Origin of the sequence: Pseudoalteromonas sp. SWXJZ94C (genome assembly GCF_015864385.1) — a bacterium.
Classification (GTDB): domain Bacteria; phylum Pseudomonadota; class Gammaproteobacteria; order Enterobacterales; family Alteromonadaceae; genus Pseudoalteromonas.
This window is the reverse complement of record NZ_JADYXF010000054.1, coordinates 1-24,356: the sequence shown is the minus strand read 5'-3', so window position 1 is coordinate 24,356 and position 24,356 is coordinate 1. Positions and strand designations below refer to the sequence as shown.

The following is a 24,356-nucleotide window of genomic DNA, read 5'->3' as shown; positions in this document are numbered from 1 at the left end:
CGAGGTGTGTGAAACCAAAACCCAGTAAATACCCCAATAAAAAACGCCAGTCAGCTGTTAACTGACTGGCATTAAGCTTAGGCTGCCTTTTGCTTTTCATGTAAAGCTATTCAAATAAATCATCTAAAACAAAGTACGATAATTTAATTTGTTGCTCGGTGCTTACCGTTAGCATCTTCTTTGCTACTTGCTTACCCGTGATAGGTCTGTAACGTTTTAAAAATGGTAGCCATGCAATAATAGGTAAAATTATACTGCCTATTTTTTCTGCTACTCTAAATTGCTCACGCTGACCTAGCAGTAACGATGGCTGAAAAATACTTATACGCTCAAAAGCAAGCAACTTAATCTGCTGCTCTAGTTGACCTTTCATTTTTAAATAAGGGCTACGACTTTGCGCATTTGCACCGCTGGACGACACTAAGCAATAATGTTTTATTCCATTACTAACAGCTAACTGCGCTGCAATAAACTGGTAGTCAAAATCCACTTTACGCTGTGCACTAATTGAACCCGCTTGCTTTTGTGTAGTCCCTAAGCATGAAAAAAGCACGTCACCTTTAAATAGCTCGCCACATTGGGCTAACTTTTCGAAATCAATTATGTGATTAGTTAGCTTGCTATGCGAAATAGGTAAAGCACGGCGAGTTAAAGTAACCACGTGGGTGTAGTGTGAACTATTAAGTAACTCATTTAGTAGCTCACTACCTACTAAACCTGTGGCACCAAGTATAATCGCCGTTTTAGTCATAAGCTTATTTACTCACAACCTGCTTTTGCAAGCACGTATTGCACAGCTCTTTTATAGCTTTCGGTTTCTTCTGCGGCACACGTTACTACTGATTCTAAATCATGTAAGTGCCCATTTTCTAAACCATAAACCCAACCATGAACACTGAGCTCTTGACCTCTTTCCCATGCATCTTGAACAATGTTAGTACGACAAACATTTCGCACTTGCTCAATGACATTTAGCTCAATAAGGCGGCTTAAACGTTCTTTTTCAGGCATTGCATTTAATTGCTCTAAATGCTTTTCTTTTACGTCGCCTACATGGCGTAGCCAATTATCAATAAAACCAAATTTGGCATCATCTAAAACAGCTTGTACGCCACCACAACCGTAGTGCCCTACTACCATTATATGTTTTACTTTTAATACCTCTACAGCATACTGCATAACAGACAGACAATTATGATCGGTGTGTACAACCACGTTAGCAACGTTACGATGTACAAATAATTCACCTGGTAATAAATCAACTATTTGGTTTGCGGGTACGCGAGAGTCTGAGCAACCAATCCATAGGTATTCTGGATTTTGTTGCATTGATAAAATTTTAAAAAACTCAGGATCAGCTTCACTTGTACGATCAGCCCAGCGTTTATTGTTATCGAATAAATTTTTTAACTTTCTCATTGCATCTCTTATTAAGTCGAGGACGGGAAATTTAATTGCTATTAGCGAGGATCAGAATATTACGAGGCGTTAACTGTTTCTCACAAAACGTTTTAACGCTTACTTGATAACCTTGCTGTTGCAAATATAAAGCACGATCGAGCACAAGCCAAACCTCAATTGCTCTTCTGAACACATGTCGAACCAGTTCAACTCTGTCTGTAATCTTTTTTCGCTCTTGCCCAATAGATAAAAACTTTTCATAATCAGTATCTTGAGGCAATAAAATTGCCTTTTTATCCGCAGCCCATGCACAAAATGATTTAAATGAATCTGAGAATATTGCTTTATTAACCGAAGGGACGCTTACATAGTATTGCTCATCAGTTATCGACTTTCTAAGAGCATCAAAACCAAGGCGCCACTCAAGCTCAGTTTTGCGTACTTTTTCCAAGCGAGAAGGAGCTGTAACTGTTTCTTGTAATGAGAGCTTTAAATCGCGGTGCGTTAAATTAAGGTCGCTTTTACGAGCTAACGTACTCATTGCAAAATACTTATTGGCAGTGAATAAATGATAGCAACACGGAGAAAAACTAATTTTTTGCACTTTGGCTAAACTTGCTTGGCGCATAAATTCTTGATGCAATCCGCCACAAGCATGTAATGCAACAGCATGAATATCCGAGTTAAAAAAATCAGAAGTGTTATCAGTAAGTACATCTACTTGGCTAAAACGCATTGCCAAACCTTGCTGCTGAGCACTTTGCTCGCCTTGTTTACACAAGCTAGATTGCAATTCAATACTATGCACTTCACTTGCTCCATTAAAGGCAAGCATTCTACCTAGGTGCCCTTTACCTGCACACCACTCTAAAACTGGTAGCGTACTATTTGGTAAAGCAGATACAAAGTCTTTTAACTGGTCAAACTTGCGACCTTTAATGCCATTACTTATCCAAAATGGATAATCACTATAAGATTTATCAGCACGAGGTAATTCGCATAGCATTTCGAGTTCTTCAAGCTGATTGATATAAGGGGCAAAAAATTTATATACCTGAGCCTGATCACTATCAATCTCAGCTACTTGCTTGTCAGTTAAGTTGTTGAGTGGCTTTTGTAGCTCAGACCACGGAAGAGTATCAAAATCAAATGCAGTACACTGCCAATACTGGCGGTTACGCTTCAATAATGAATCAAGTGCAAAAAATTGCTCAGCTAAAGTCATAACAACTTACAATAGAAAAAAGACAATTAATTATATCAGCAGATCAAATTTCAAAAGATATTATTTTTTACTAAAAATTAAACGCAGATAAAGCGGTATTGAAATAATACTGATAATAATAGCGGCGATAAGCATCCATGATAATTTAATACTTTCAGGCTCCTGATACTTATAAATAAAGCTAGCTTTTACTTTATCAAACTCATTTTGCTGTATGCCATATAAATCAGCAATGAGTCGCCACTTAGCCATCGACATATTACCTAAGTTAGTTGTAGGGGGGACTATATAATCTTTTAATACTTCAGCTTCATATGCTAATTGATGAAAGCTTTTGTTTGGTGCGTATTTTTGCTGGGTAATCGCAATAGCTTCATCCATATTCATCATTGCATAACGCCAACCTTTTAAACTTGCTTGATAAAACTTTTCAACTGTTTGAGGATGCTTTTTAAGCATTGCCTCACTGGTAAATAAAATATCAGCGTATACATCCATACCGTATCGCTGCGGACAAATAAGCCGATGGGCTACACCTTGCTGGGTCATATAATAAGGCTCCGTAGTAACGTATACCTGCATAGCATCAAACTTATTTTCAATCCATGCTTGGCTAGAATCCTCACCTTTGTAAATCTTGAGCTTTTCGATATTAACAGCACTGCGCTTGAGCATAATGAGTAACTCGGTGTTGTCTTCTCTGCTCACACTTGTGATACGTTTATTGATAAAATCTCGTGGGTGAAAAATATCAGAGGTGTCTTTAACCATCCAACAATAAGGAGAAAACTGTAAGATAGCAGCCATGGCAACAAACGGTTGACCATCAATTCGCTGCTGCAGAATACCAGAATGACCCACACCAAATTGCGCTTCACCATTAGCAACTGCGTCAAAAGTATTTGGCATCATGGGGTTAGCAGGTTTAATTGTTACATCAATGCCTACCTCTTTATAAAAGCCTTTTTGATCTGCCATATAATAACCGGCAAACTGAAACTGATGCATCCATTTTAGTTGTAATGTGACAGATTCTTGCGCCTTAATCTGACCACAAAAAACACACAATACAATAATTAATCCTTTAAGTAGCAACGAGGTTTCCTCAAGAGGTATGACGATTACCTGTAACTATATGTAAAACGTGTGATAAAGCAAGCACCCTAGTTAGGTGCCTGCCTTTAAAGAAGGATTATACTGAGGCGAGTTTTTCGGCTTTTTCTGCTTGCGGTTTTGATGTTAAAAATTGGGTAAAACACGGGTTTTGTGTTTCATCTTGTACACTGTAACCTAAGCGATTCAAATGCTCGTTAAACATCTCATACTGACTCGGCTCAATTGCAAAACCTGCCAGTACATTCCCCATCGAACCACCGTGATTACGATAATGAAACAAGGTAATGTTCCAATTGCTGCCTAAAGTATCTAAAAAGCGTGCAAGCGCACCTGGATACTCAGGAAACTCAAAGCGCAATAAACGTTCATGTAATTGCTCTGGTGCTTTTCCGCCAACCATATAACGCACATGTAATTTAGCGAGCTCGTTATCCGACAGATCGCAAAATTGATAATCGTTATTAGTTAAGCCTTGCTTTAGCTCATTGAGCTCTTGCTCGCCTTGGCGCAGAGCAATACCTACAAATATTTGTGCTTCACCAGGTCCTGCATAACGGTAGTTAAACTCAGTAATAGCACGGCCACCTAAAGAAGCACAAAACTGTTTAAAACTGCCTTTTTCTTCTTTAATAGTAACGGCTAATAGCGCCTCGTTTTTTTCACCCAGCGCAGTACGCTCTGCTACATAACGCAGGCGATCAAAGTTTAAATTAGCACCCGAAAGCACAGCCGCTAAGTGCAACCCTTTTAACCCCGACTGCTGACTCCACTTTTTCAGTCCAGCCGTTGCAAGTGCACCTGATGGCTCTGCAATTGCACGCGTAGATACAAAAATATCCTGCATGGCTGCACATATTTCATCGCTAGTAACGGTTACAACCTCATCGCAAAACTTTTGCGCTAAACGGAATGTCTCAGTACCAATAATTTTAACCGCTACGCCATCGGCAAAACTACCAACACGCTCAAGCTCTACTGGTTTTCCTGCTTCAAGTGCAGCTTGTAAACACGCACTTTCGTCGGCTTCTACGCCAATTACTTTTATATCTGGACGCAGCGATTTAATATAAACCGCCATACCAGCAAGTAAGCCACCACCGCCAACAGGAATAAATACAGCATCAAGCTCGTTTAATTGCTGCATTAACTCGCGTGCTACAGTGCCTTGACCAACAATGACATCCGGATCATCAAATGGTGGGACAAATATACCGTTACGTTGTTGTGTTAACTCAAGCGCATATTCTTTTGCAGCATCAAAATGATGACCATGTAATACAACCTCACCACCAAGTGCGCGCACTGCGCTGACTTTTATTTCAGGTGTTGTTACTGGCATTACAATAGTTGCTTGATGCCCAAGGTGAGATGCACTCAATGCAACCCCTTGAGCATGATTACCCGCAGAAGCAGTGATAACCACTGAGCCTTTAGGTAATTTATTTAATTTGTTATACGCACCGCGTAATTTAAATGAATACACGGGCTGCTGGTCTTCACGCTTTAACCAAACATGGTTACCTAGCTTTTTACTGAGTTCAGCCATTTCGCTAACCTCAGTAACTTTAGCCAAAGGCTCCATGTTTGCTTGAATAATAGCGCGAAAATAATCGAGCTCTTGAGAGACCATAATTAACTAAGCGCCTCCAATTTAGCTAAATCGCGCACTGCGCCTTTATCGGCACTTGTTGCAAGTAATGCATATGCTTTTAAAGCAGACGATACATAACGCTCACGATCAACTGGTTTGTAAGCCATTTTTCCGCGTGCTAATTGCTTTTGTTTACGTGCCTCAAGTTCCTCATCGCTTAGCGCTAAAGTGATTTCACGTGTTGCAATATCAATAATGATTTTGTCGCCATTTTCAACATAAGCAATTGCACCACCACTTGCCGCTTCAGGCGACACATGACCAATTGATAAACCCGAAGTACCACCCGAAAAGCGACCATCTGTAATAAGGGCACACTTTTCAGCTAAGCCTTTTGATTTTAAGTAACTCGTTGGATATAGCATTTCTTGCATACCTGGACCGCCTTTTGGTCCTTCATAACGAATAACAACAACATCGCCGGCTTTTACTTCGTTATTTAAAATCCCTTCTACTGAATCATCTTGTGATTCGTATACAATGGCGGTGCCTTCAAAATGTAGCATTTCGTCAACTACACCAGCACTTTTTACAACACAACCATCAACGGCTAAATTCCCCGAAAGAACTGCTAAGCCACCATCTTGGCGAAAAGCGTGTTTAACGCTTCGAATACAACCATTTACGCGGTCATTATCACCTTCATCCCAACGACACTCTTGGCTCATTGCTTTAGTAGTTCGAATGCCCGCAGGACCAGCACGATAAAATTTGCGCGCAACTTCATTAGTTGGGTCGGTTGCATCCCATTTTTTAACAAGCTCAGCCATTGTTGACCCAGCTACATGATTAACCGACATATCAACTAAGCCCGCTTTACCAAGCTCGCGTACAACTGCCATCATGCCACCAGCACGGTGTACATCTTCAATATGGTACTCTGGTGTTGCCGGTGCAACTTTACATAAAAACGGTGTTTTACGAGATAAAGCATCAATATGCGACATATCAAAATCAACGCCTGCCTCTTGCGCTGCAGCTAGCAAATGTAATACGGTATTTGACGAGCCGCCCATTGCAATATCAACAACCATTGCATTCATAAAGGCTGTTTTATTGGCAATAGCACGTGGCAATACATCTTGATTATCTTTTTGATAATACTCACGACATAAATCAACAATACGGGCACCCGCTTCAACATACAGTTGTTTACGGTCTTTATGGGTAGCAAGCGTGGTACCGTTACCAGGTAACGCTAAGCCTATTGCCTCTAACAAGCAGTTCATTGAGTTTGCAGTAAACATACCTGAACACGAACCACATGTAGGACATGCAGAGCGCTCTACTTGCTCTGAATCTGCATCACTTACCGATTCATCTGCGCCTTTAACCATGGCATCAACTAAATCAAGTTTAATGTCGATGTTAGCAAGTTTAGTTTTACCTGCCTCCATTGGACCGCCCGATACAAATATTACCGGAATGTTTAAACGAAGGGCTGCAAGCATCATCCCAGGGGTGATTTTGTCGCAGTTTGAAATACAGATCATTGCATCGGCGCAGTGACCATTTACCATGTATTCAACCGAGTCAGCAATTAAATCACGCGAAGGTAGCGAATAAAGCATTCCGCCGTGCCCCATCGCAATACCATCATCAATCGCAATGGTATTAAATTCTTTTGGAACACCACCTGCTTGGGTTATCGTCTCACCCATAAGCTCACTAAGCTGATTAAGGTGTACATGCCCTGGTACAAACTGTGTAAACGAGTTAACTACGGCAATAATCGGTTTACCAAAATCAGAGTCGGTCATACCTGTTGCGCGCCACAATGCTCTTGCGCCTGCGCGTTTACGTCCTTCAGTTGTTGTTGCACTTCGTAATTTAGCCATAGTTACCTCAGTTTTTTGCCGCTTAACAAGCGGGCATTCCTCATTCTAAAATTGTTGAGTAAGTTATTATTAACTTACCCGAAAATAACGTTCTTATTGCAACATTAAACGACTTGTTGCTGTAAGTTTTGCAAATTGACTTCTTTAACATCAACCAGTTTGTTTAACTGACTTGTTAGTAGGTGAATAGGCTTATCACTATCTACCGTCATTGCTACGTTGTATTGACCGTCGTCCATATTGAGCTGAAAATGCGTTAAGTCAAAACCACGATGGCGTACCACACGTAAAAATCGCTCTACGGCAATACTTTGATTTTTTAACACAAGAATTAAGCTATGTTTCATTTTGCCTTCTCCGTTATCATTTCATCGTTAGCTGCACCCGGTGGCACAAGCGGCCATACGTTTGCTTTGTTATCAATGCAGGCATGTACAATATACGGACCTTTACTATTAACTAATGCTGTTATTGCATCATCAACTTGATTGGCATGCGTAACTGTTTGCCCTGGAATACCAAACACTGCAGCTAATTGTACAAAGTCAGGGTTGTCCGAAAGATTGGTTTCAGAGTAACGACCTTCAAAAAATAGCTCTTGCCATTGGCGAACCATACCTAAGCGCTGGTTATCTAAAATTAATATTTTTACTGGTAAATTATTACGACGAATAGTTGCAAGCTCTTGAATATTCATCATGATTGAGCCATCGCCCGATACAGTTATAACAAAATCATTTGGTCGTGCTACTTGTGCACCAATAGCTGCTGGCAAACCAAAACCCATAGTGCCCGCACCACCACTACTTAAATGGTTGGTTGGATGACTAAATTTCATATGCTGAGCCACCCACATTTGGTGCTGACCTACGTCACAGCAAACTACGCCTGTTTTTGGCATACGCTCGCTAAGCTGACTAAGTAAATAAGGTGCGTATACCTTTTCGCCTGGATAGTCGTAACGCCATGCATGTTTAACCATCATTTCTTTGTTAACGTCGCACCATGCTTTAGGCGTTACAAAACACTCTAATGCTGGTAACGATGTTTTTAAATCAGCAATTAATGAAGCTTTAGCTGGTTTACGTTTACCTACTTCAGCGGCATCAATATCTAAATGAATAACTTTAGCTTTTGCTGCAAATTTTGCTAAATTACCAGTAACACGGTCATCAAAGCGTGCACCTATACACACTAATACATCGCACTCTTGCACTGCAATATTAGCGGCTTGACCACCATGCATACCTAGCATACCTAAATAATGTTCGTAATCTGGTAATACGCTACCTAATGCTTTAAGTGTTGCGACTGCAGGCATTTGTGTTTTATTTAAAAACTGCATTAACTCGTCTTGCGCATCAGCAGCTTGAACACCACCACCAACATAAGCGACAGGCTGCTTAGCCTCACTCAACAATTGGTTGGCAATAGCGACTTGGTTTAGATCTAGTTCAGGTAAATACTCATCAGCTGCAAGCCAAGGTTTAAAAGGCACTTGCGCCATTTGTATATCTTTTGGGATATCTACAAGTACCGGACCTGGTCGGCCGCTTTGTGCTAAATGCATTGCTTCTTGCAATATTTCAGCTAAATCTTCAGCTCGCTCCACCATATAACTGTGTTTAGTACATGAAAGCGACATACCTAATATATCAATCTCTTGGAACGCATCAGAGCCAATCGCAGCGGTAGGCACTTGCCCTGTAATAGCGAGTAAAGGTACTGAGTCCATCATTGCATCTGCAAGTGAGGTAATTAAATTAGTAGCACCTGGTCCTGAGGTTGCAAAACACACACCTAGTTTTCCAGTGCTACGTGCAAAACCTACGGCAGCAAATCCAGCACCTTGCTCGTGGCGAGCAAGGTAGTGCTTGATCGACGAATCATAAAGCGCATCGTAAATTGGCATAATAGCTCCGCCTGGGTAGCCAAATACGTCTTTTACACCGTGTTTACTTAATAAGTCGATTGTTAGTTCTGCACCTGTCATTAATAAAACCCTCATTCCTCAGTGACAACCCAATTACATTTTTTACGCTTAAAACTTTAGGCTTAAAACTAAAAAGCCCTCCGAACGGTTAAGTGCGGAGGGCTCTTTAATGCTTAAGTTTTTAAAGCACTACGAAGCCCTCGCGGGAATAATCACCACGATAATAATCAGGACTAGGTTTAGTGCGTTTGCAAGCATGTAATTAATACCAAATTTTGTTCAATTGCTACGAAGGTTATTCCTTCGCTCTCTTTTTATATTAGTACCGCGCTAAGCCCTTTAAGTCAACACCAAAGTTAATCTAAGAAAAAGGGGAATATGGAAATTAAGTGGTTTTAAAATTCACCATTAACAAAAATAAAGGTTTTTTTATGCTGTAATTTCAAGTACGGAAATTCACTATTCTTATATTCTCTGTTTAAGGTTTGATTAATTTTTAAAAAGAAGGTGATAAATAAAATTATTTATTACCCTCAGGCAATGCGTAGGTTCTCTTAAGCAATTCTTAAGTGTTGTTACATAGCATGGCATTGTTATTTTAAACGAGCCTAAATATGAATACACTTAGCCAAACACCTGCACAAAAAAAGCCAAACCGTAGTAAACGATTTTATATTCACTGTAGTGCTAACGCCTTTGTAGTGATGATTGCCTGCTATTACTGTTTAGTTATAAACATTCCTTTTATTCAAGGCTCGTTTAGCGCCATTACCTCATTGGCTTCCTTTTCGTGGCTATTTTTACTTTCAGTACCACTACTTTTGTTATGCCTTTTAATTATTTTCTTTTCGATAGTGTCGGTTAGATGGTTATTAAAACCAATTAACTATCTTTTACTGATAATTTCTAGCGCCGTGCTTTACGGCTCATTAAATTACGGTGTAGTGTTTGACTATTCAATGATTCAAAACACGTTCGAAACCGATTCAAGCGAAGCGTTGAGCTATTTAAACCCACAGCTCATAGCCTTTTTACTATTATTTTGTGCGCTACCTGTTTTTATATTAAGCAAAGTAAAAATACACTTTACTCGCCCTCATCAAGAAGCGATTAGCCGCATAAAACTTATTGTAGCGTGCTGCTCATTAATTGCTTTAGTGGTCGTAAACTTTTACGCCGATTACGCAGCCACTGGCCGTAACAACCGCATTTTGAAAAAAGAAATTATTCCGTTTCAATATCTCTCTAGCGGTTATAAATATATGCGCGATCAACTGCTGTACACCAATATAGAATTTAAAAACATAGATGCAGCACCCACCCTAATTGCGCCTAATACCACCAGCGTAACAGTTATAGTTGTTGGCGAAACAGCACGAGCAGAAAACTTTGCTTACCAAGGCTATAAACGCAACACCAACTCTTACACTCAAAAGCATAATGTTTCGTATTTTAATAATGTGGCGTCTTGCGGCACAGCCACCGCAGTGTCTGTGCCGTGTATGTTTTCATTGCAAACACAAGATAACTTTGATCGATTAGCAGCCGACAACCAACAAAACCTGATTGACTTAGCACAGCAAGCTGGCAGCGATGTACTGTGGGTTGATAATAACAGCGGCTGCAAGAACGTATGCACTCGTGTTGTTAACATTGATATCCCAACCACCCCATCAGCGCTTTGCGATGGAAAATATTGTTTTGATGAAGCGCTTATTGCTCCACTTAAACGCAAACTCGCTAATTTAAGCCAACCTAACACCGTTATCGTCCTACATATGATGGGGTCACACGGACCAACCTACTTTAAACGCTACCCAGATAAATTTAAGCAATTTACGCCCACGTGCGACAGAAGCGACATTCAAAACTGCTCACTCGATGAATTAGTTAATACCTACGACAACACAATTGCGTACAGCGACTTTGTTAACGCCCAAGTAATTGAGCAATTAAAAACGCTGCCAAACAACATAGATAAGCAGTTTTTATATATCTCGGATCATGGTGAATCACTTGGCGAAGGCGGTGCTTACTTGCATGGCTTTCCGTATAGCTTTGCACCTAGCACACAAACGCATGTCCCCCTTTATATGTGGGCTGATGAGCATAATCAGCGCATTACCAATACCTGTTTAGCTAATTTAGATACCAGTGCAGCACGCTCACACAATAATATTTTTCACACCCTTTTAAATTTAATTGGCATTAAAAGCAAAACGTATCAGGCATCGCTTGATTTACTTGCTAGCTGCCAAACAACACCAAGCGAAATAAAACTATGAGCAATAAAACCGTTATAAAGCGCCAAGGCTTAATGCGTCTTATTTTTACCTTAAGCCATTCTTTTAACGGCTTAAAATGGATGAGTCGATTTGAAGCGGCGTTTCAACAAGAGCTAGCACTGTTTTCATTACTTGGTGTGTTTGTGTGGCTACAAGAAATTGCACTGAGCGATAAATTACTGCTTATTGCCAGCCTGCTTTTTGTATTGTTTGCTGAACTTGTAAATACGGCAATTGAGGTTGTAGTTGATAGGATTGGCAGCGAATACCATGAGCTTTCGGGTCTCGCTAAAGATATTGCCTCTGCCAGTGTGTTTATAGCCATGTTAATTACCGCACTTATTTGGTGGGCTGTGTTATGGGCATAAAGCTAAATTTTATACCTAAAATAACGAGGTTAATATTTAAAGTAATACCTAAGGTACAAAATGCACTTGGCCCTGTATGGATTTTTGTTGTATTTGCTGTTTTAGCACTTGGCTTTTTAACACTTGCTCGCTTTGGGTTAAGTGTATGGCAAGGCGAACGTGTATTTGGATCGCATGCGTGGTTATCTATATTTATAGGTGGTTTAAGAGTTGATATAGCCACTCTAAGCTACATTATTATGCCCGCATTGCTACTTACTTTACTGATGCAAAGCATAGGATGGCAAAATAAAGTACGCAGCCTAATTAAAATTTACTTAGTGACGATGTCTGCTTTACTCGTTTTTTTTGAAGTAATTACGCCTACGTTTATAAACGAGTATGACTTGCGCCCTAACCGCTTATTTATAGAGTATTTAATTTACCCTAAAGAAGTCTCAAAAATGATTTTTTCAGGCTACAAGTTGGAGGTACTTATTGCTGTTATAGCGCTTGTTTTAAGCTGTAAATTTGCGAGCAAAGTCTTTAGTCATCAATGGCAAAACAAGTCATCATTAACAAAGCTAAATCAATCAATTTTAGCGCTCATTTTAGTGAGCTTAACTATTTTAGGTGCACGCAATTCATTAGGGCACAGACCACTTAACCCAGCCATGGTCTCCTTCTCTACTGATCATTTACTTAACGACTTAACCCTTAACTCGGTTTATAGCGTCGCATTTGCAGTAAAGCAACTCTCTAACGAGCAATCAAGCCAAGACTATTACGGCAAAATGCCCACCGATGAACTACTCAGCATTGTGCGCAGTAATATGCAAAATACGCAGGCTGCATTTAATGATGTAACCGCCCCAACAAAAACGTTTCATGCAGCAAGCAATATAGGTAAACCAAAAAACCTAGTCATTATTTTACAAGAAAGTTTAGGCGCACGTTATGTAGGAACACTTGGCGGTTTACCGCTTACACCTAATATTGATGCACTTTATAAACAAGGCTGGGGATTTGATAATTTATACGCAACAGGTACACGCTCTGTTCGTGGTATTGAGGCGGTAATTACAGGATTTACACCAACACCTTCGCGTGCGGTTGTTAAGCTTGATAAATCACAACGTGATTTTTTTACCATTGCTGACTTTTTAGCGAAGCAAAATTACAACACGCAGTTTATTTATGGTGGCGAAAGCCATTTTGACAACATGCGAAGCTTCTTTTTAGGCAATGGCTTTAAAGATATTGTTGATACTAATAACTTTAATAAAATAGACTTTAATGGCTCGTGGGGCGCATCAGACGAAGACTTATACGACCAAGCTGATATAGAACTTACTAAGCTTAAAAAACAAAATAAACCATTTTTAAGTCTTATATTTTCAAGCTCTAACCATAGCCCATATGACTTTCCTGACGACAAAATAACGCTGTACGATAAACAAAAACAAACCCGTAATAATGCAGCAAAGTATGCAGATTACGCGCTAGGCGCATTTATCAAAAAAGCTAAAAAATCGAGCTACTGGGATGATACCGTATTTATAGTTATTGCCGATCACGACTCCCGCGTATCTGGGGCGAGTTTAGTACCGGTTGATCACTTTAGAATTCCGGCCGTTATTTTTGGTAAAAACATTACCCATAAACGCGATAGCCAACTAGCTAGCCAGCTCGATATTCCTGTTACTTTACTATCTTTAATTGGCGCAAGTGGCAAGCACCCAATGATAGGTCATGATTTATCAAAGCCAATTAGCAACAACAAACAACGCGCAATGATGCAATACGATAAAAACTTTGCCTATATGCACGATAATAAAGTGGTCGTGTTACAACCGCAAAAACCAGCAACAACATATACTTATAGTAATAATCAACTTGTGCCGTGTAAAAACGATGAGCAACTGATAAAAAAAGCCCTAGCCCATGCCAATCTAGGTAATTTAGCCTACACAAATGGCTGGTACCATTAGTTATTATTCTTGCAGTGACTTGATAATAAAGCCTTGTTAAAGTAACAAGGCTATTTTTATAAACCGAGTAAACATGAAAATCCTCGTTATTGAAGACTCCGAAGCACTAAGGCGCAGCTTACAAGTTGGTTTTAGCAATCTTGGTTTTACCGTAGATGAAACTGGTGATGGTTCAGAAGGTTTAAGCATGGCACTTAGTGGAAGCTATGACTTACTCGTACTTGATTTAATGCTACCCAGTGTAGATGGCATGAGTATTTTACAAGCACTTCGCAGCAGTAAGAGCCAAAGCCGCGTGCTTATTTTGTCAGCAAGAAGTGAGCCTCAAGATAAAATTAATGGCCTTATGAAAGGTGCGGATGACTATTTAACCAAACCATTTTCGTTTGAAGAACTGCACGCTCGTGTACTTGCGCTACTTCGCCGAGGTTCACTGCAAAGCCAACAAAATACGCTTACCGTAGGCGACTGCGTATTAGATCTCTCGCTTAAAACACTTCACTATAAACAACATACCATTGAGCTCACTCGTAATGAATATAAAATAATAGAATGCTTATTTAATGCTCCCGAACGAGTGTTAGGGCTGGAACTTATAAGTGAAGCGATAGTTGGTCAGTTCGATATGCTCTCTAAGAATGCGCTTGAAGCACATATTTCAACCATACGTAAAAAAGTAAGACAAGTTGATGGCGAGCTTCCAATAAAAAATAAACGTGGATTTGGCTATGTCGCAACAACAAAATAAAAATCACTCAATTAAACGTAAACTCGTTAATAATATTAGCGCTGTGCTTTCGGTTATTTTATTCACCATATTTTTAACTGTTGATTTAAGTGTTGATACTTGGGTGGAGGATCAGTTCAATCAGTCTTTAACGAATAAAGCTAACTACTTAAAAACCTTAGTTGAGGATGACAACAACGTAGTTGAATTTGATTTTGCTGGCGAGTTTATGTCTGAATATGAAAAAGCAGATGCAAGTGAATTTTACCAACTTTGGCATGGCAGTGATGTGTTTGAGCGCTCTGACTCATTAGAGCTTTATAAAGATGCTAACCTGCCCTTTTTAGAAATGCCGATAAACGAATCTAAAATTATAGATTACGAACTTCCCAACGGGCGTGACGGTCGCGCACTAATAAGTCACTTTGTAGCCCAAAAAGACGATAGAAACCCAACTCATTCGGCTGTTTTTAATACCATGACTCTTGCTATTGCAGCGCCTACCTCAGAGCTTAATAAAGTACTTATTATTATTGATGTGGTATTTATTTTAACCTGCGTGTTTGGTGTATTTGGTGTACGTTATTTAGTTACCCGAATTGTAAATAAAGGTTTGTACCCACTGCACAATTTAAACGACCAAATAAAGCTACTCGATATCACCGGTGTTGCACAAACAATAGAAAGCGACTTTAAAGTAGAAGAAATAGAACCTATACGTAACGAGCTCAATAAGTTCATTACAGTTAACCAACAACTTTATAGTAATGAAAAACGGCTAACGAGCGACATTGCACATGAGCTAAAAACCCCCATAGCTGAATTAATAAGTCTCTCTGAGGTAGCTCTTCGCTATCCTGACGATAAACGCATTAGTGATACTTACACAAGCGATATACTCAGTATTTCTCAACGTATGAAAACCATAGTAAATAACTTATTGCTACTGCAGCGCTCATCAAATAGCGCAATAGAATTAAATACACAAAATATAATTCTAAATAACTTAGTAAATCAAAGTATTAATGAATTAGCCTTTAAACACCCAAAAATTAAAGAACGCTTAAATAACCTTATTACAAATAAAGTAGTAATTATTGCTGACGAATTTAGCTTAAATACTATTTTATGTAATCTCATCGATAACGCGCTCTTTTATGGATTAACAAACGAGCCAATACAACTAAGCGCACTTAATGATAATCAAAATACAATTATTTCATTAAGTAATAAAGTCACAGCACCACTAAATGATGAGCAGTTAAAAGCTATTTTTGATCCCCTCTATCAACTAGATTCATCGCGAACGAATAATCAGCGCCATGGTTTAGGGCTTTCTATTGTGCAAAGTTTATGTAATTTAAATGGCTTTAAAATAGAGGCTAAAAACACTAATAAAAATACCCTAACACTAAATTTAACGATACCTTTAAATTTAGACTAAGATTTATCTAACTTAACCACTGATTTTAAGGACAAACTATGAATATTCTGCCACGCATAAGTCATTTTTTTATTATGAGTCTGCTTATAGCATTTAGCTTTAACAGCTATGCTGATCCGGCTTTGTACAAAATAGAAAAAAACGGCGTTAACTCTTACTTATTTGGCACCGTACATGTAGGCGATGCAAGCATGAAAGGCTTGCCAAAAAATGTAACCGATGCCATTGATGATAGCGAGCAGGTCATTGTAGAAGTTGATATTAGCAAACTGACACCAATAGAAATGCAACAACGTTCTATGCCGTTTATGATGCTTACTAATGGTAAAACACTGCAAACTGAACTTTCAAAACAAAATTACAACAAGCTTAAAGATTACTTTGCTAAAAAGTCGATTGATATTGCCATGTTTAATAGTTTAAAACCGTGGGCTGTAATGATCACAATGATGCAAATTGAGTTTCAAAATGCTGGTTACTCAGATAAAACAGGAATTGATAAGCAAGTACTTGCTTACGCTAAAACCAAGGACATAAAAGTTGGTGAATTAGAAACATTGGAACAGCAGTTACAAATGTTTAATGGTATGGATTTACTTAATAACGAAATGATTGAAGAAACATTTGAACAGCTTGCAGACATAGAAACATATTTTATTAAGTTGGTAAATGCATGGAAAAATGGCGATATGAAAACACTAACTGACTATTATAATAAAAGCTTTGACGATAGTAACTATGGTGAAATTAGTGAGCAAGTAATGCTAATAAACCGCAATAATAATTGGATTAAGCAATTAACTCCACGCTTAGCGAACGAGCAACTATTTATTGCAGTAGGCGCCCTACATTTACCTGAGCAGTATGGTTTACTTAAGCAATTACAAGACAAAGGCTTTACTGTTACTCGCCTTTAAAGTTGAAGAATAGGTTGAGCGAGCTTTCTCTCAACCTTTTTCTCTGTTTTAATTGAAATATTCCATTTTTAAGTAACTTTCTATTCCTTTAATTTTGTCTGCCGCATGATGATTTACGTAGATCACAGTACTCGTATTAGCAGCACAAACTTTTTCTATCAGTAGCAATACTCGCTGTCTGTTTGCTTCATCTAAGCCCAAACAAGGTTCATCCAAAATAAGTAACGTTGGGTGCTTTACCATAGCGCGTACAATTAAAAGTAAACGCTGATCGCCATACGAAAGCTGGGTGAATGAGGTGTTTTGTTTGTCACTTAAACCAATAAATGCCAGCCACTGTTGAGCAATATTAATTTGTGCGTCGCTCGGTTTTTGATATAAACCTATGCTGTCGTAAAATCCTGAAATAACAGTATTTAAAGCCGATATACTTACGCGGTAATCCATATGTAGCGCATTTGATATAAAACCAATATGTTGCTTTATATCCCAAATACTCTCTCCGGTACCACGTCTAAAACCAAACACTTCAATTTCGTTGTTGTAGCACTGTGGGTTATCACCGGTTATTAAATTTAATAAACAAGTTTTGCCTGAACCGTTAGCACCACTAAGTTGCCAATGCTGATGTTTTTTTATAGTCCAGTTCAAGTTTTTGAATATGGAAACATCACTATAACTAACCTTGGCATTGCTCAATTTAACTAAAATATCACCTGTAAATACACTTTGAGTTTGCTCGATATCAGGAGATGGTACATCCAATGAAGTATGTTCTAAGTGTAGTAGTTTTAGTAAATCACTTAATTGCTCACTACTTGGCTTTGCCAAAGTATTTAACAAACAACCTTGGTTAACATAACCATAATGAGTAATGAATGAAGGAATTTCGTCTAGACGATTTAGTACAAAAACAAAAGTAACTGTTTGGCTAAGCTCTGTGAGTATTTTATTAAGCTGCTCACAAGACTGCACATCAAGTCCGTTAAATGGTTCATCAAGCACAACTAAGTCTGCATTTGAGCTCAGTGCTTTAATTAGTAAAAGCTTGCGTGTTTCACCAGTTGATAGATCTCTAAAGTGCCGAGTAAGTAATTCATTAAACTTAAATAGTTTAATGAGCTGCTCTCGTAAACCGGCGTTATAGTTTTGGTCTGTAAAAATAAGTTCCTCTACTGCGCTAAGCTTTTCTCCTTCAAGCTCTTTATTTAACAACTGTTTTTGCGCATCAGATGAAACAAGTTGTAAGTTTTTAAACGTGCTTGCCATTCGGCCACTTTCATACTTGGCTTCACCTACTAATGCAGCTGTTAATGCTGATTTACCCGCACCGTTAGCGCCTAATAGCAGCCAATGTTCGCCCTGATTAACTTGCCAGCTTAAATTATGAATACTATATCGGCTTTTACCTTGCCCTTGTAGATAGCCATTAAATTGCTGAAATTGAATTGATTGCACAATCGACTGCACACTAAGATCCTAAGCAAATATTAAAATTATAAATTAACGTATTTTGAAAGCGCTTAGCAAGTGAGTTTTCATCACTTAAACATTAAAGCTTAAGAGTCAGCTACTTCTCGATTAAACACACGAGTTAGCACATCAATAATTGCTTGTTTATCTATAGGTTTAAAAATATGATCTTGTGCTCCACACTCGTTTGCATATGCAATATCATTCTCAGAGGTATTAGCAGTAACAACCACAATAGGTATACCATCATCAAAAATGTGTATTGCTTTACTTGCTTCAAAACCATCCATAACAGGCATGTTTAAATCCATAAAAATGACGTCATATTGCTTTTTAGTCACCATTTCGCAAGCAACCTTACCATTTTCAGCGCACTCATAACTAAAGCCTAGCGATGCTAGAACACGTGTTAAAACAAGCATATTAAGAGGATTATCTTCAACAACTAAGCAATGTAGTGTTGATGGAAGTAATGCATTTTTTGAAACTTCAAGTTGCTTAGTCACTATTGGAATTTGAAGGGTTACTAAAGCACCTTTTGGCTTATTGCTTTCAAATTGTATATCGCCATTAAAAGCTTTAACAATATATTGAACGCGAGCAAGACCTGTTCTGAGCCCTTGAAAATGATTATTTTGATTTAAAGAGTCAAAACCTGAAGTGCGAACAGGATTTGAAAAACCTATTCCGGTATCTTCTACTGTAATTATTAATTGATCGTTACGCAGTTTTGCCGTTACATTAACCTCTCCTTGTTCTGTAAACTTTAAAGCGTTACCAAGTAACTCTGTAAGGACTTGCTGTAAACGTTGGTGATCAATTTTTACAGTGCAATTAAGAGTTGAGTCAAGAGCGGTTACTAATTTGATGCCCTTTTGTGTATAGCCATACTCATAGGCAATTAATACTTTTTCTAATGATTTTAATAAGTTATCGTTTTTAGATTTTAAAGCCCAATGCCCTAAACTTAAAGCTTGTAAATCTTGTAGTTCATCAAGCATTGCGACTAATCTTAGAGCGCAGTACATTGCTTGATTTTTAATATTTTGCTGATTTTTTGAGATATTTAGCTCTTCAATAGAAACTACAAGACCTTGCAGCGGCGTTCTAAATTCGTGACTTGCTCTGGCAATAAAATGCTCTTTATTTTTACTAACTTGTTTCGAAAATTCTTTTTGCTTGTGGTACTTTTTTAGTGTGTGAAGTATCTTCTGCTCCATTGGCATAAATATAAACCGAAGCTCAACTAGCAATAACAACATAGCTAAAAGCCAAAATAACAACTCAAAATTAGAGACCCAATTAACTTTTTTAACGGCTTGTTTTTCGAACAAACTAACGGCGATATCTAAGCGCTTTAATAACTTTTCAACATGGACAACTGAGAAGATTTTCGATTCAACATCCCCTTGCTGATACAGCAAATTATTGGCTTCTTGAATAAATAATTTAATCTGGGAATCTAGACTATTAGGCTCCGATTCATATAAATTAATTAATTCTGGAGTTAAATATATATAATCGCCGCTTTCGCTTTTTGAGAGTAAACTTTTATGCGCACTTTCAAATAGGTTGATTGATGCTTTTAAAGAATGAACGTGCTCAGGGAGTTTATTCGGTGATGAAAGTATGACACCACTATGCCATGCTATTTTTTGCGAAAGCATACGCTGTTTACCGGCGATATTTATAATTTTTGCGTCAAAACGTTGTGCTGAAAAGAAATACTGCATAAGTGAAGCAGATAAACTGATAAGTAATGCAATGCTGATTAATGCCCATCTATAGCGGGTACGAATATTTTCTACAACTTTAAACATATTTAGACCTATTTTTTTGTTTTAAGTGTAGCTCATATTTTAAAAACTAATACGTGACTTATAATGATTATATTCATAAAAAAAACCAGTATATAAATACTGGGTTTCATATTAATCCACTGACTTTAATTTAACGATTTTCTAATCGGTTATAATCAAACATACCATATTCAACCCCTCGATATTTTTTAGCTGTGTTATGTAAAATATCACTGTATTGCCAAAATTGTGGGTGTGTACGGCGAATACCAAACTTAGTTTTTAATGCGCGGTAATCAGCTTCTATTTGCATCATTGGTAACTGCTCAGAAAAAGCAGCAACTTGCTGGTCATTATTTAAATACCAAATAGCTGCTGGGTAATCACCAATAAATCCAGGTACGATAGTCGCAGTATCTTCTTCATAGGCACGCTGTCCATCTTCGTTTAATAAACTAGATATATTGTAGTGCGCATTATGATGAATAATAGTGTAAGCCTTATGGCTATCATCACCTTGCTTAACTAACACAAAAGATAATTGTGGCAATAAGTTAACAGCTTTTGCTGGCATTGTATTAATCACACTTAAATCTTTAGGTACTTTAGTGTAATCGTATTTTTCACTTAATACTGGTGCTAAAGCCTCTTTCATTAACTCATAAAGTTCGTGTTGAGGATCGTCTGTTTTATACTCAATACCACTTGGTTGACTAAAATCTCGATTATTTTTAAAGAATTTAGAAAGGCTTGGAGGCGACTTTCTATACCAACTTTTATTAATTTGATTACGCTTTTGCTCAGGTAGTAATGCTAAGAAATTTTGCTCTCCCTCTAAGCGTAAAAAATCCATGTATAAACGCGTTACAAGTTGATGCCCTACATTCCCGTATACATCAAAGCCCGCTACTAACAAATAATGAATACGCTCAAACAATGCATAATCTAGTACCCACATTGTTTTTGGTTCTTGACCAATAAAGCCCTTCACAACTGTTGCACTGTCGTAATGACGGAAGATTGTTAACGCTGCATTTTTATTATTACCATCGCCTTGCCAAAGTAAATCAGTAGTAAGATGCTCACCGTTTTTAAACATTTTATTGGCTAGATCAACTTTAGCTTGTAAGTACTTTTGTTCGCGAACTGAATATTTAACCCAGCTCGAAATTGGTAGCGCATTACTCTCCTCTGCAGCAGGAAGCTCTAAAGCCTCTTCGTGTTGCATTAGCATCTCTCTTACAGCAGGAGTCGCCACTTTTTTAGGGTCAGCAAAAGCGACCCAAAAATGATCATTTATAACGTTCAAAGCTATTTGCCCACGACAAACAGGTCCTTTAATAAAGCCCATTATAATGAGCTCAGCTTCATCAAGCATAAACTGATATTTTGAATTAATAGGAATCACTTCAAATGTTTTAAAGGGATTAGATGCTGATTTAGGATCATAGCTAGGCATTTGCTTAACAGTATAATCTGGTGCAATGAACTGCTCATATAAACGTAATAACTTAGCTTCATTAAGCTCAAGTGGTAAATGCGTTTTAGAGAGTATTGTTGTGCGTTCTTGCATAAAGCGGTAATAAACACGACTAACTTTAGGATCATCATAAGGACGACGTGTATTTATAAGCTGTATTTCCTCACCTGGAGGTGTACTTGAGCGTACTAATTTAAAAAAGGTTTGAGGGTTATCTGGCGTAAAATATACGTGCGCTAAAAACCAATGTTCATAAATATAGCGAGCTGATAGTTGATACTTTAAATCATCTTGATTTAAAAAAGCTTCCCAACCCTTTATTTTATTCTGATCAAACTTACTTGGTGGCTTAATATGCGACATTTTACCGCCTGTTTTTAGCCATTTTTGTAAATGATTAAACTCCTCACGAGATACACCAGGCAAACCATAAGGCATACCAGCATGAGGCTGATCATTAGCCAACCTGTCAAACTCCCCCATAGTGGCACATGTTTGCGAACGACCTAATGAGAAGTCAAACTCATCATCTAATACTTCATTTTCTGGTAACTCATGACTTTGCTTTAACACTAAACTATTAAATAAAACACTGCCCGCTAAATTAGCTTCTTCGGTTTGTACACGTTCATTAAGTACTGGCGTAAAGTTTTTCTCTCGCCATTGTTGAGTGTTAGTTGCATCAAATAATAAACGACTTGGGGTTGTCGCTAGTAAACGAGTTCCATCATAAACCAACTCTTTACTTAATCCTCTATCAATACCTTCAGGAGATGAAAGCTTAAGCTGACAAGGAGCATCATAACAACCATGACAAACCACACAGCGAGTATCGAGTACTGGCTTTACGTTTTGTAAAAAATCAGCGCCAGCAAGGGTAGAGTGTGGAACAATACGTTCTTGCGTTTGCTCAGGACCAAACAAATCGTCGTAATGAGCATTACCTAAATATGCACAACCACTAAGAATAATTAATACAAACGTACTTATTATTATTTTTTTCATTCGTCCTCATCACCTAAATCAAATGTGGGCATCATATCCATTTGTGGTGAAACGAATGTTTTTTGAGCTTCAGTATTTAAAACAATACTTAAAAGAGGACCATGCGTTAATGTTATTTGCGCATCATGTTCTTGCTCTAATATATTTAAATATAAAGAGTTACTAATAAGTAACTCATAACCGCTTACAGTAATAGCTATACTGCTATCTTCACTTGGATTTTGACAAATTTGGGCTAGCAACTCATCATTTAGAGAAATGGAAATTTCAAAATCAGGTTGATCTAAATCTCTCTCACTTAATGTTTCATCAAGGAGAAATAAAGGGAGGGTTAAATTGCTATCTTGTTCAAATTCCATTGCGATCTCTGCACTTGCTGACGATTTAATTAACAAGCATTATAACAAACTAGCGAGTAAATTAACGCTAAAGCTAATGCAAATAAATCAAGAATAAAGGCTTACTTCACTTTATACTTAATAAATATATGAAGAATTTAAACGTCATCCATTACAGATTAGATCACCGAAAATACAGCGCCTTGAGAATCGCAAATAATGCTAAAACGACTAACATCGGGGATATCAGTATCAGATACGCATATTTCACCACGAAGACTAACTGCCTGATTTATTGTTATATCACAGTTTTTCACTGAAAAATAAATCATCCAATGATCGCAGGTATCTTCAGGCTAATCACTTGTCATTTCAAGCATGCCACCAATTGTTCGTCCTCTATCAAGAATAAAGTGCATTTAGCTCACCTAAGGTTACAACCTTTTACTCATTTTCTTGCCATAGCGCAACAGTCGTACCTACAGTTTTTTTAGCGTAAGCATACAACCAGCACTCATTACATTATGAGGACCCGAAATAATTTAAGCACCTAGCTTTTTCTCTTTTACAACACAATCATCGACATTATCGACTGTAATATAAGCCAAACAATGACTTCATATCTCTGGAATAACTTGCTCTTTAGGTATCTTATATAAGCCGCTATATCAACATCTTGTTTTTGTAGCATGGTGTAATATATCTTCTCCAATAGATTAATCCGCATACCGCTAATCAAACAATTATGTGTACAAAGTTCTGACCAACAGAAAATGCTATTTGTATGATTTTCAGTTTCACTCATTATTAAGTCTTTATTATTCTACTTTTATCTAAACGAGCCCTGTAAATTTTTATAAACTATATAACTGAACAGATCATAAATTGAGATTAGAACAATAAAAATCAGAATCGATAAAATGAAGGCACAATTTTAAAGTTAAAAAGCCCGAACCTTTAAATTTTGGGTCTCTACAATGTAAAGTCGGTGCGCTACGCATATGCAGTAGAATGCTTTAGTGCCCACAGCAGTGGAGAGTTATAGTGTAAATACAGCATAATCATTCTCTTAAACTGATTAGTATCGCGCTATTGCTGAGACTGGTGAGCTAAGTGGGCTTCTTTAAAGTGGGTCATGAGCTGTAATCGAATGAAATAAGGGATATTAATGGGAGTGTAGGGTGTGAGCTGTACGTTTTTCAACCACACTTCACTTTTCTGCAGACGTAAAAAAGCCCGAATCGTTAGATTCGGGCTTTCTACAATTTGAAGCCTGGTAATGTCCTACTTTCACATAGCAAATGCTACACTATCATCGGCGCTGTTTCGTTTCACTACTGAGTTCGGCATGGAGTCAGGTGGGTCCAAAACGCTATTGTCACCAAG

At 38.0% G+C, this 24,356-nt stretch carries 18 protein-coding genes and 1 rRNA gene; 6 read left to right on the top strand and 13 right to left on the bottom strand.

Going from position 1 to position 24,356, the window contains the following annotated elements:
- Positions 1–106 precede the first annotated feature (106 nt).
- The 8 genes from I6F65_RS18620 to ilvG all read right to left on the bottom strand — a co-directional run bounded on the left by I6F65_RS18620 (position 107) and on the right by ilvG (position 9,224).
- Positions 107–751, bottom strand: coding sequence for an NAD(P)H-binding protein (locus I6F65_RS18620; protein WP_166114563.1), 645 nt, complete (start codon positions 749–751; stop codon positions 107–109).
- An 8-nt stretch (positions 752–759) separates the two neighbouring features.
- Positions 760–1,419 (bottom strand): carbonate dehydratase, encoded by a 660-nt coding sequence (gene can, locus I6F65_RS18615; protein WP_024612246.1) that lies wholly within the window; start codon positions 1,417–1,419, stop codon positions 760–762.
- Positions 1,420–1,450: 31 nt separating this feature from the next.
- A complete protein-coding gene (locus I6F65_RS18610) occupies positions 1,451–2,626 on the bottom strand; it encodes a methyltransferase (RefSeq protein ID WP_197114350.1) in 1,176 nt (391 codons plus the stop codon).
- A 60-nt stretch (positions 2,627–2,686) separates the two neighbouring features.
- Positions 2,687–3,721 carry an ABC transporter substrate-binding protein gene (locus I6F65_RS18605; protein WP_024612244.1) on the bottom strand — a complete coding sequence of 345 codons (1,035 nt, stop codon included), beginning with the start codon at positions 3,719–3,721 and terminating at the stop codon, positions 2,687–2,689.
- Between the two features lie 97 nt (positions 3,722–3,818).
- On the bottom strand, positions 3,819–5,372 hold the full coding sequence (gene ilvA / locus I6F65_RS18600) for a threonine ammonia-lyase, biosynthetic (RefSeq protein ID WP_197114349.1): 1,554 nt from the start codon (positions 5,370–5,372) through the stop codon (positions 3,819–3,821).
- Between the two features lie 2 nt (positions 5,373–5,374).
- Positions 5,375–7,231: a dihydroxy-acid dehydratase gene (gene ilvD, locus I6F65_RS18595; RefSeq protein WP_197114348.1), complete on the bottom strand. Its 1,857-nt coding sequence runs from the start codon at positions 7,229–7,231 to the stop codon at positions 5,375–5,377.
- A gap of 104 nt (positions 7,232–7,335) precedes the next feature.
- The gene (ilvM, locus tag I6F65_RS18590; RefSeq protein ID WP_024612241.1) at positions 7,336–7,578 is read right to left on the bottom strand and encodes an acetolactate synthase 2 small subunit; all 243 of its coding nucleotides are present in this window, start codon (positions 7,576–7,578) and stop codon (positions 7,336–7,338) included.
- Positions 7,575–9,224 carry an acetolactate synthase 2 catalytic subunit gene (gene ilvG, locus I6F65_RS18585; protein ID WP_024612240.1) on the bottom strand — a complete coding sequence of 550 codons (1,650 nt, stop codon included), beginning with the start codon at positions 9,222–9,224 and terminating at the stop codon, positions 7,575–7,577. Before ilvG ends, ilvM begins: the two co-directional genes overlap by 4 nt.
- 554 nt (positions 9,225–9,778) lie before the next feature.
- Here ilvG and I6F65_RS18580 point away from each other — a divergent pair.
- From I6F65_RS18580 to I6F65_RS18555, 6 genes are all read left to right on the top strand, one after another.
- Complete coding sequence (locus I6F65_RS18580; RefSeq protein ID WP_197114347.1) at positions 9,779–11,449, top strand: phosphoethanolamine transferase; 1,671 nt, start codon at positions 9,779–9,781, stop codon at positions 11,447–11,449.
- The gene (locus I6F65_RS18575; protein WP_024611231.1) at positions 11,446–11,817 is read left to right on the top strand and encodes a diacylglycerol kinase; all 372 of its coding nucleotides are present in this window, start codon (positions 11,446–11,448) and stop codon (positions 11,815–11,817) included. The genes I6F65_RS18580 and I6F65_RS18575 overlap by 4 nt, the downstream gene beginning before the upstream one ends.
- A complete protein-coding gene (locus I6F65_RS18570) occupies positions 11,808–13,787 on the top strand; it encodes an LTA synthase family protein (RefSeq protein ID WP_197114346.1) in 1,980 nt (659 codons plus the stop codon). The genes I6F65_RS18575 and I6F65_RS18570 overlap by 10 nt, the downstream gene beginning before the upstream one ends.
- 73 nt (positions 13,788–13,860) lie before the next feature.
- Entirely contained in the window at positions 13,861–14,535 is a 675-nt protein-coding gene (locus tag I6F65_RS18565) for a response regulator transcription factor (protein ID WP_197114345.1), read from the top strand.
- Entirely contained in the window at positions 14,516–15,958 is a 1,443-nt protein-coding gene (locus I6F65_RS18560; protein WP_024611228.1) for a sensor histidine kinase KdpD, read from the top strand. Before I6F65_RS18565 ends, I6F65_RS18560 begins: the two co-directional genes overlap by 20 nt.
- A gap of 38 nt (positions 15,959–15,996) precedes the next feature.
- On the top strand, positions 15,997–16,875 hold the full coding sequence (locus I6F65_RS18555) for a TraB/GumN family protein (protein ID WP_166114535.1): 879 nt from the start codon (positions 15,997–15,999) through the stop codon (positions 16,873–16,875).
- 48 nt (positions 16,876–16,923) lie between these two features.
- On the opposite strand, the gene I6F65_RS18550 is transcribed toward I6F65_RS18555, so the two are convergent.
- The 5 genes from I6F65_RS18550 to rrf all read right to left on the bottom strand — a co-directional run bounded on the left by I6F65_RS18550 (position 16,924) and on the right by rrf (position 24,356).
- Positions 16,924–18,333: an ATP-binding cassette domain-containing protein gene (locus I6F65_RS18550; RefSeq protein ID WP_166114566.1), complete on the bottom strand. Its 1,410-nt coding sequence runs from the start codon at positions 18,331–18,333 to the stop codon at positions 16,924–16,926.
- A gap of 101 nt (positions 18,334–18,434) precedes the next feature.
- Positions 18,435–20,168, bottom strand: coding sequence for a response regulator (locus I6F65_RS18545; protein ID WP_197114344.1), 1,734 nt, complete (start codon positions 20,166–20,168; stop codon positions 18,435–18,437).
- A 130-nt stretch (positions 20,169–20,298) separates the two neighbouring features.
- Positions 20,299–22,632 (bottom strand): fatty acid cis/trans isomerase, encoded by a 2,334-nt coding sequence (locus I6F65_RS18540; RefSeq protein ID WP_197114343.1) that lies wholly within the window; start codon positions 22,630–22,632, stop codon positions 20,299–20,301.
- Positions 22,629–22,991, bottom strand: a complete 363-nt coding sequence (locus I6F65_RS18535) for a hypothetical protein (protein ID WP_197114342.1) — start codon at positions 22,989–22,991, stop codon at positions 22,629–22,631. The genes I6F65_RS18540 and I6F65_RS18535 overlap by 4 nt, the downstream gene beginning before the upstream one ends.
- A 1,250-nt stretch (positions 22,992–24,241) precedes the next feature.
- Positions 24,242–24,356 (bottom strand): 5S ribosomal RNA (gene rrf / locus I6F65_RS18530).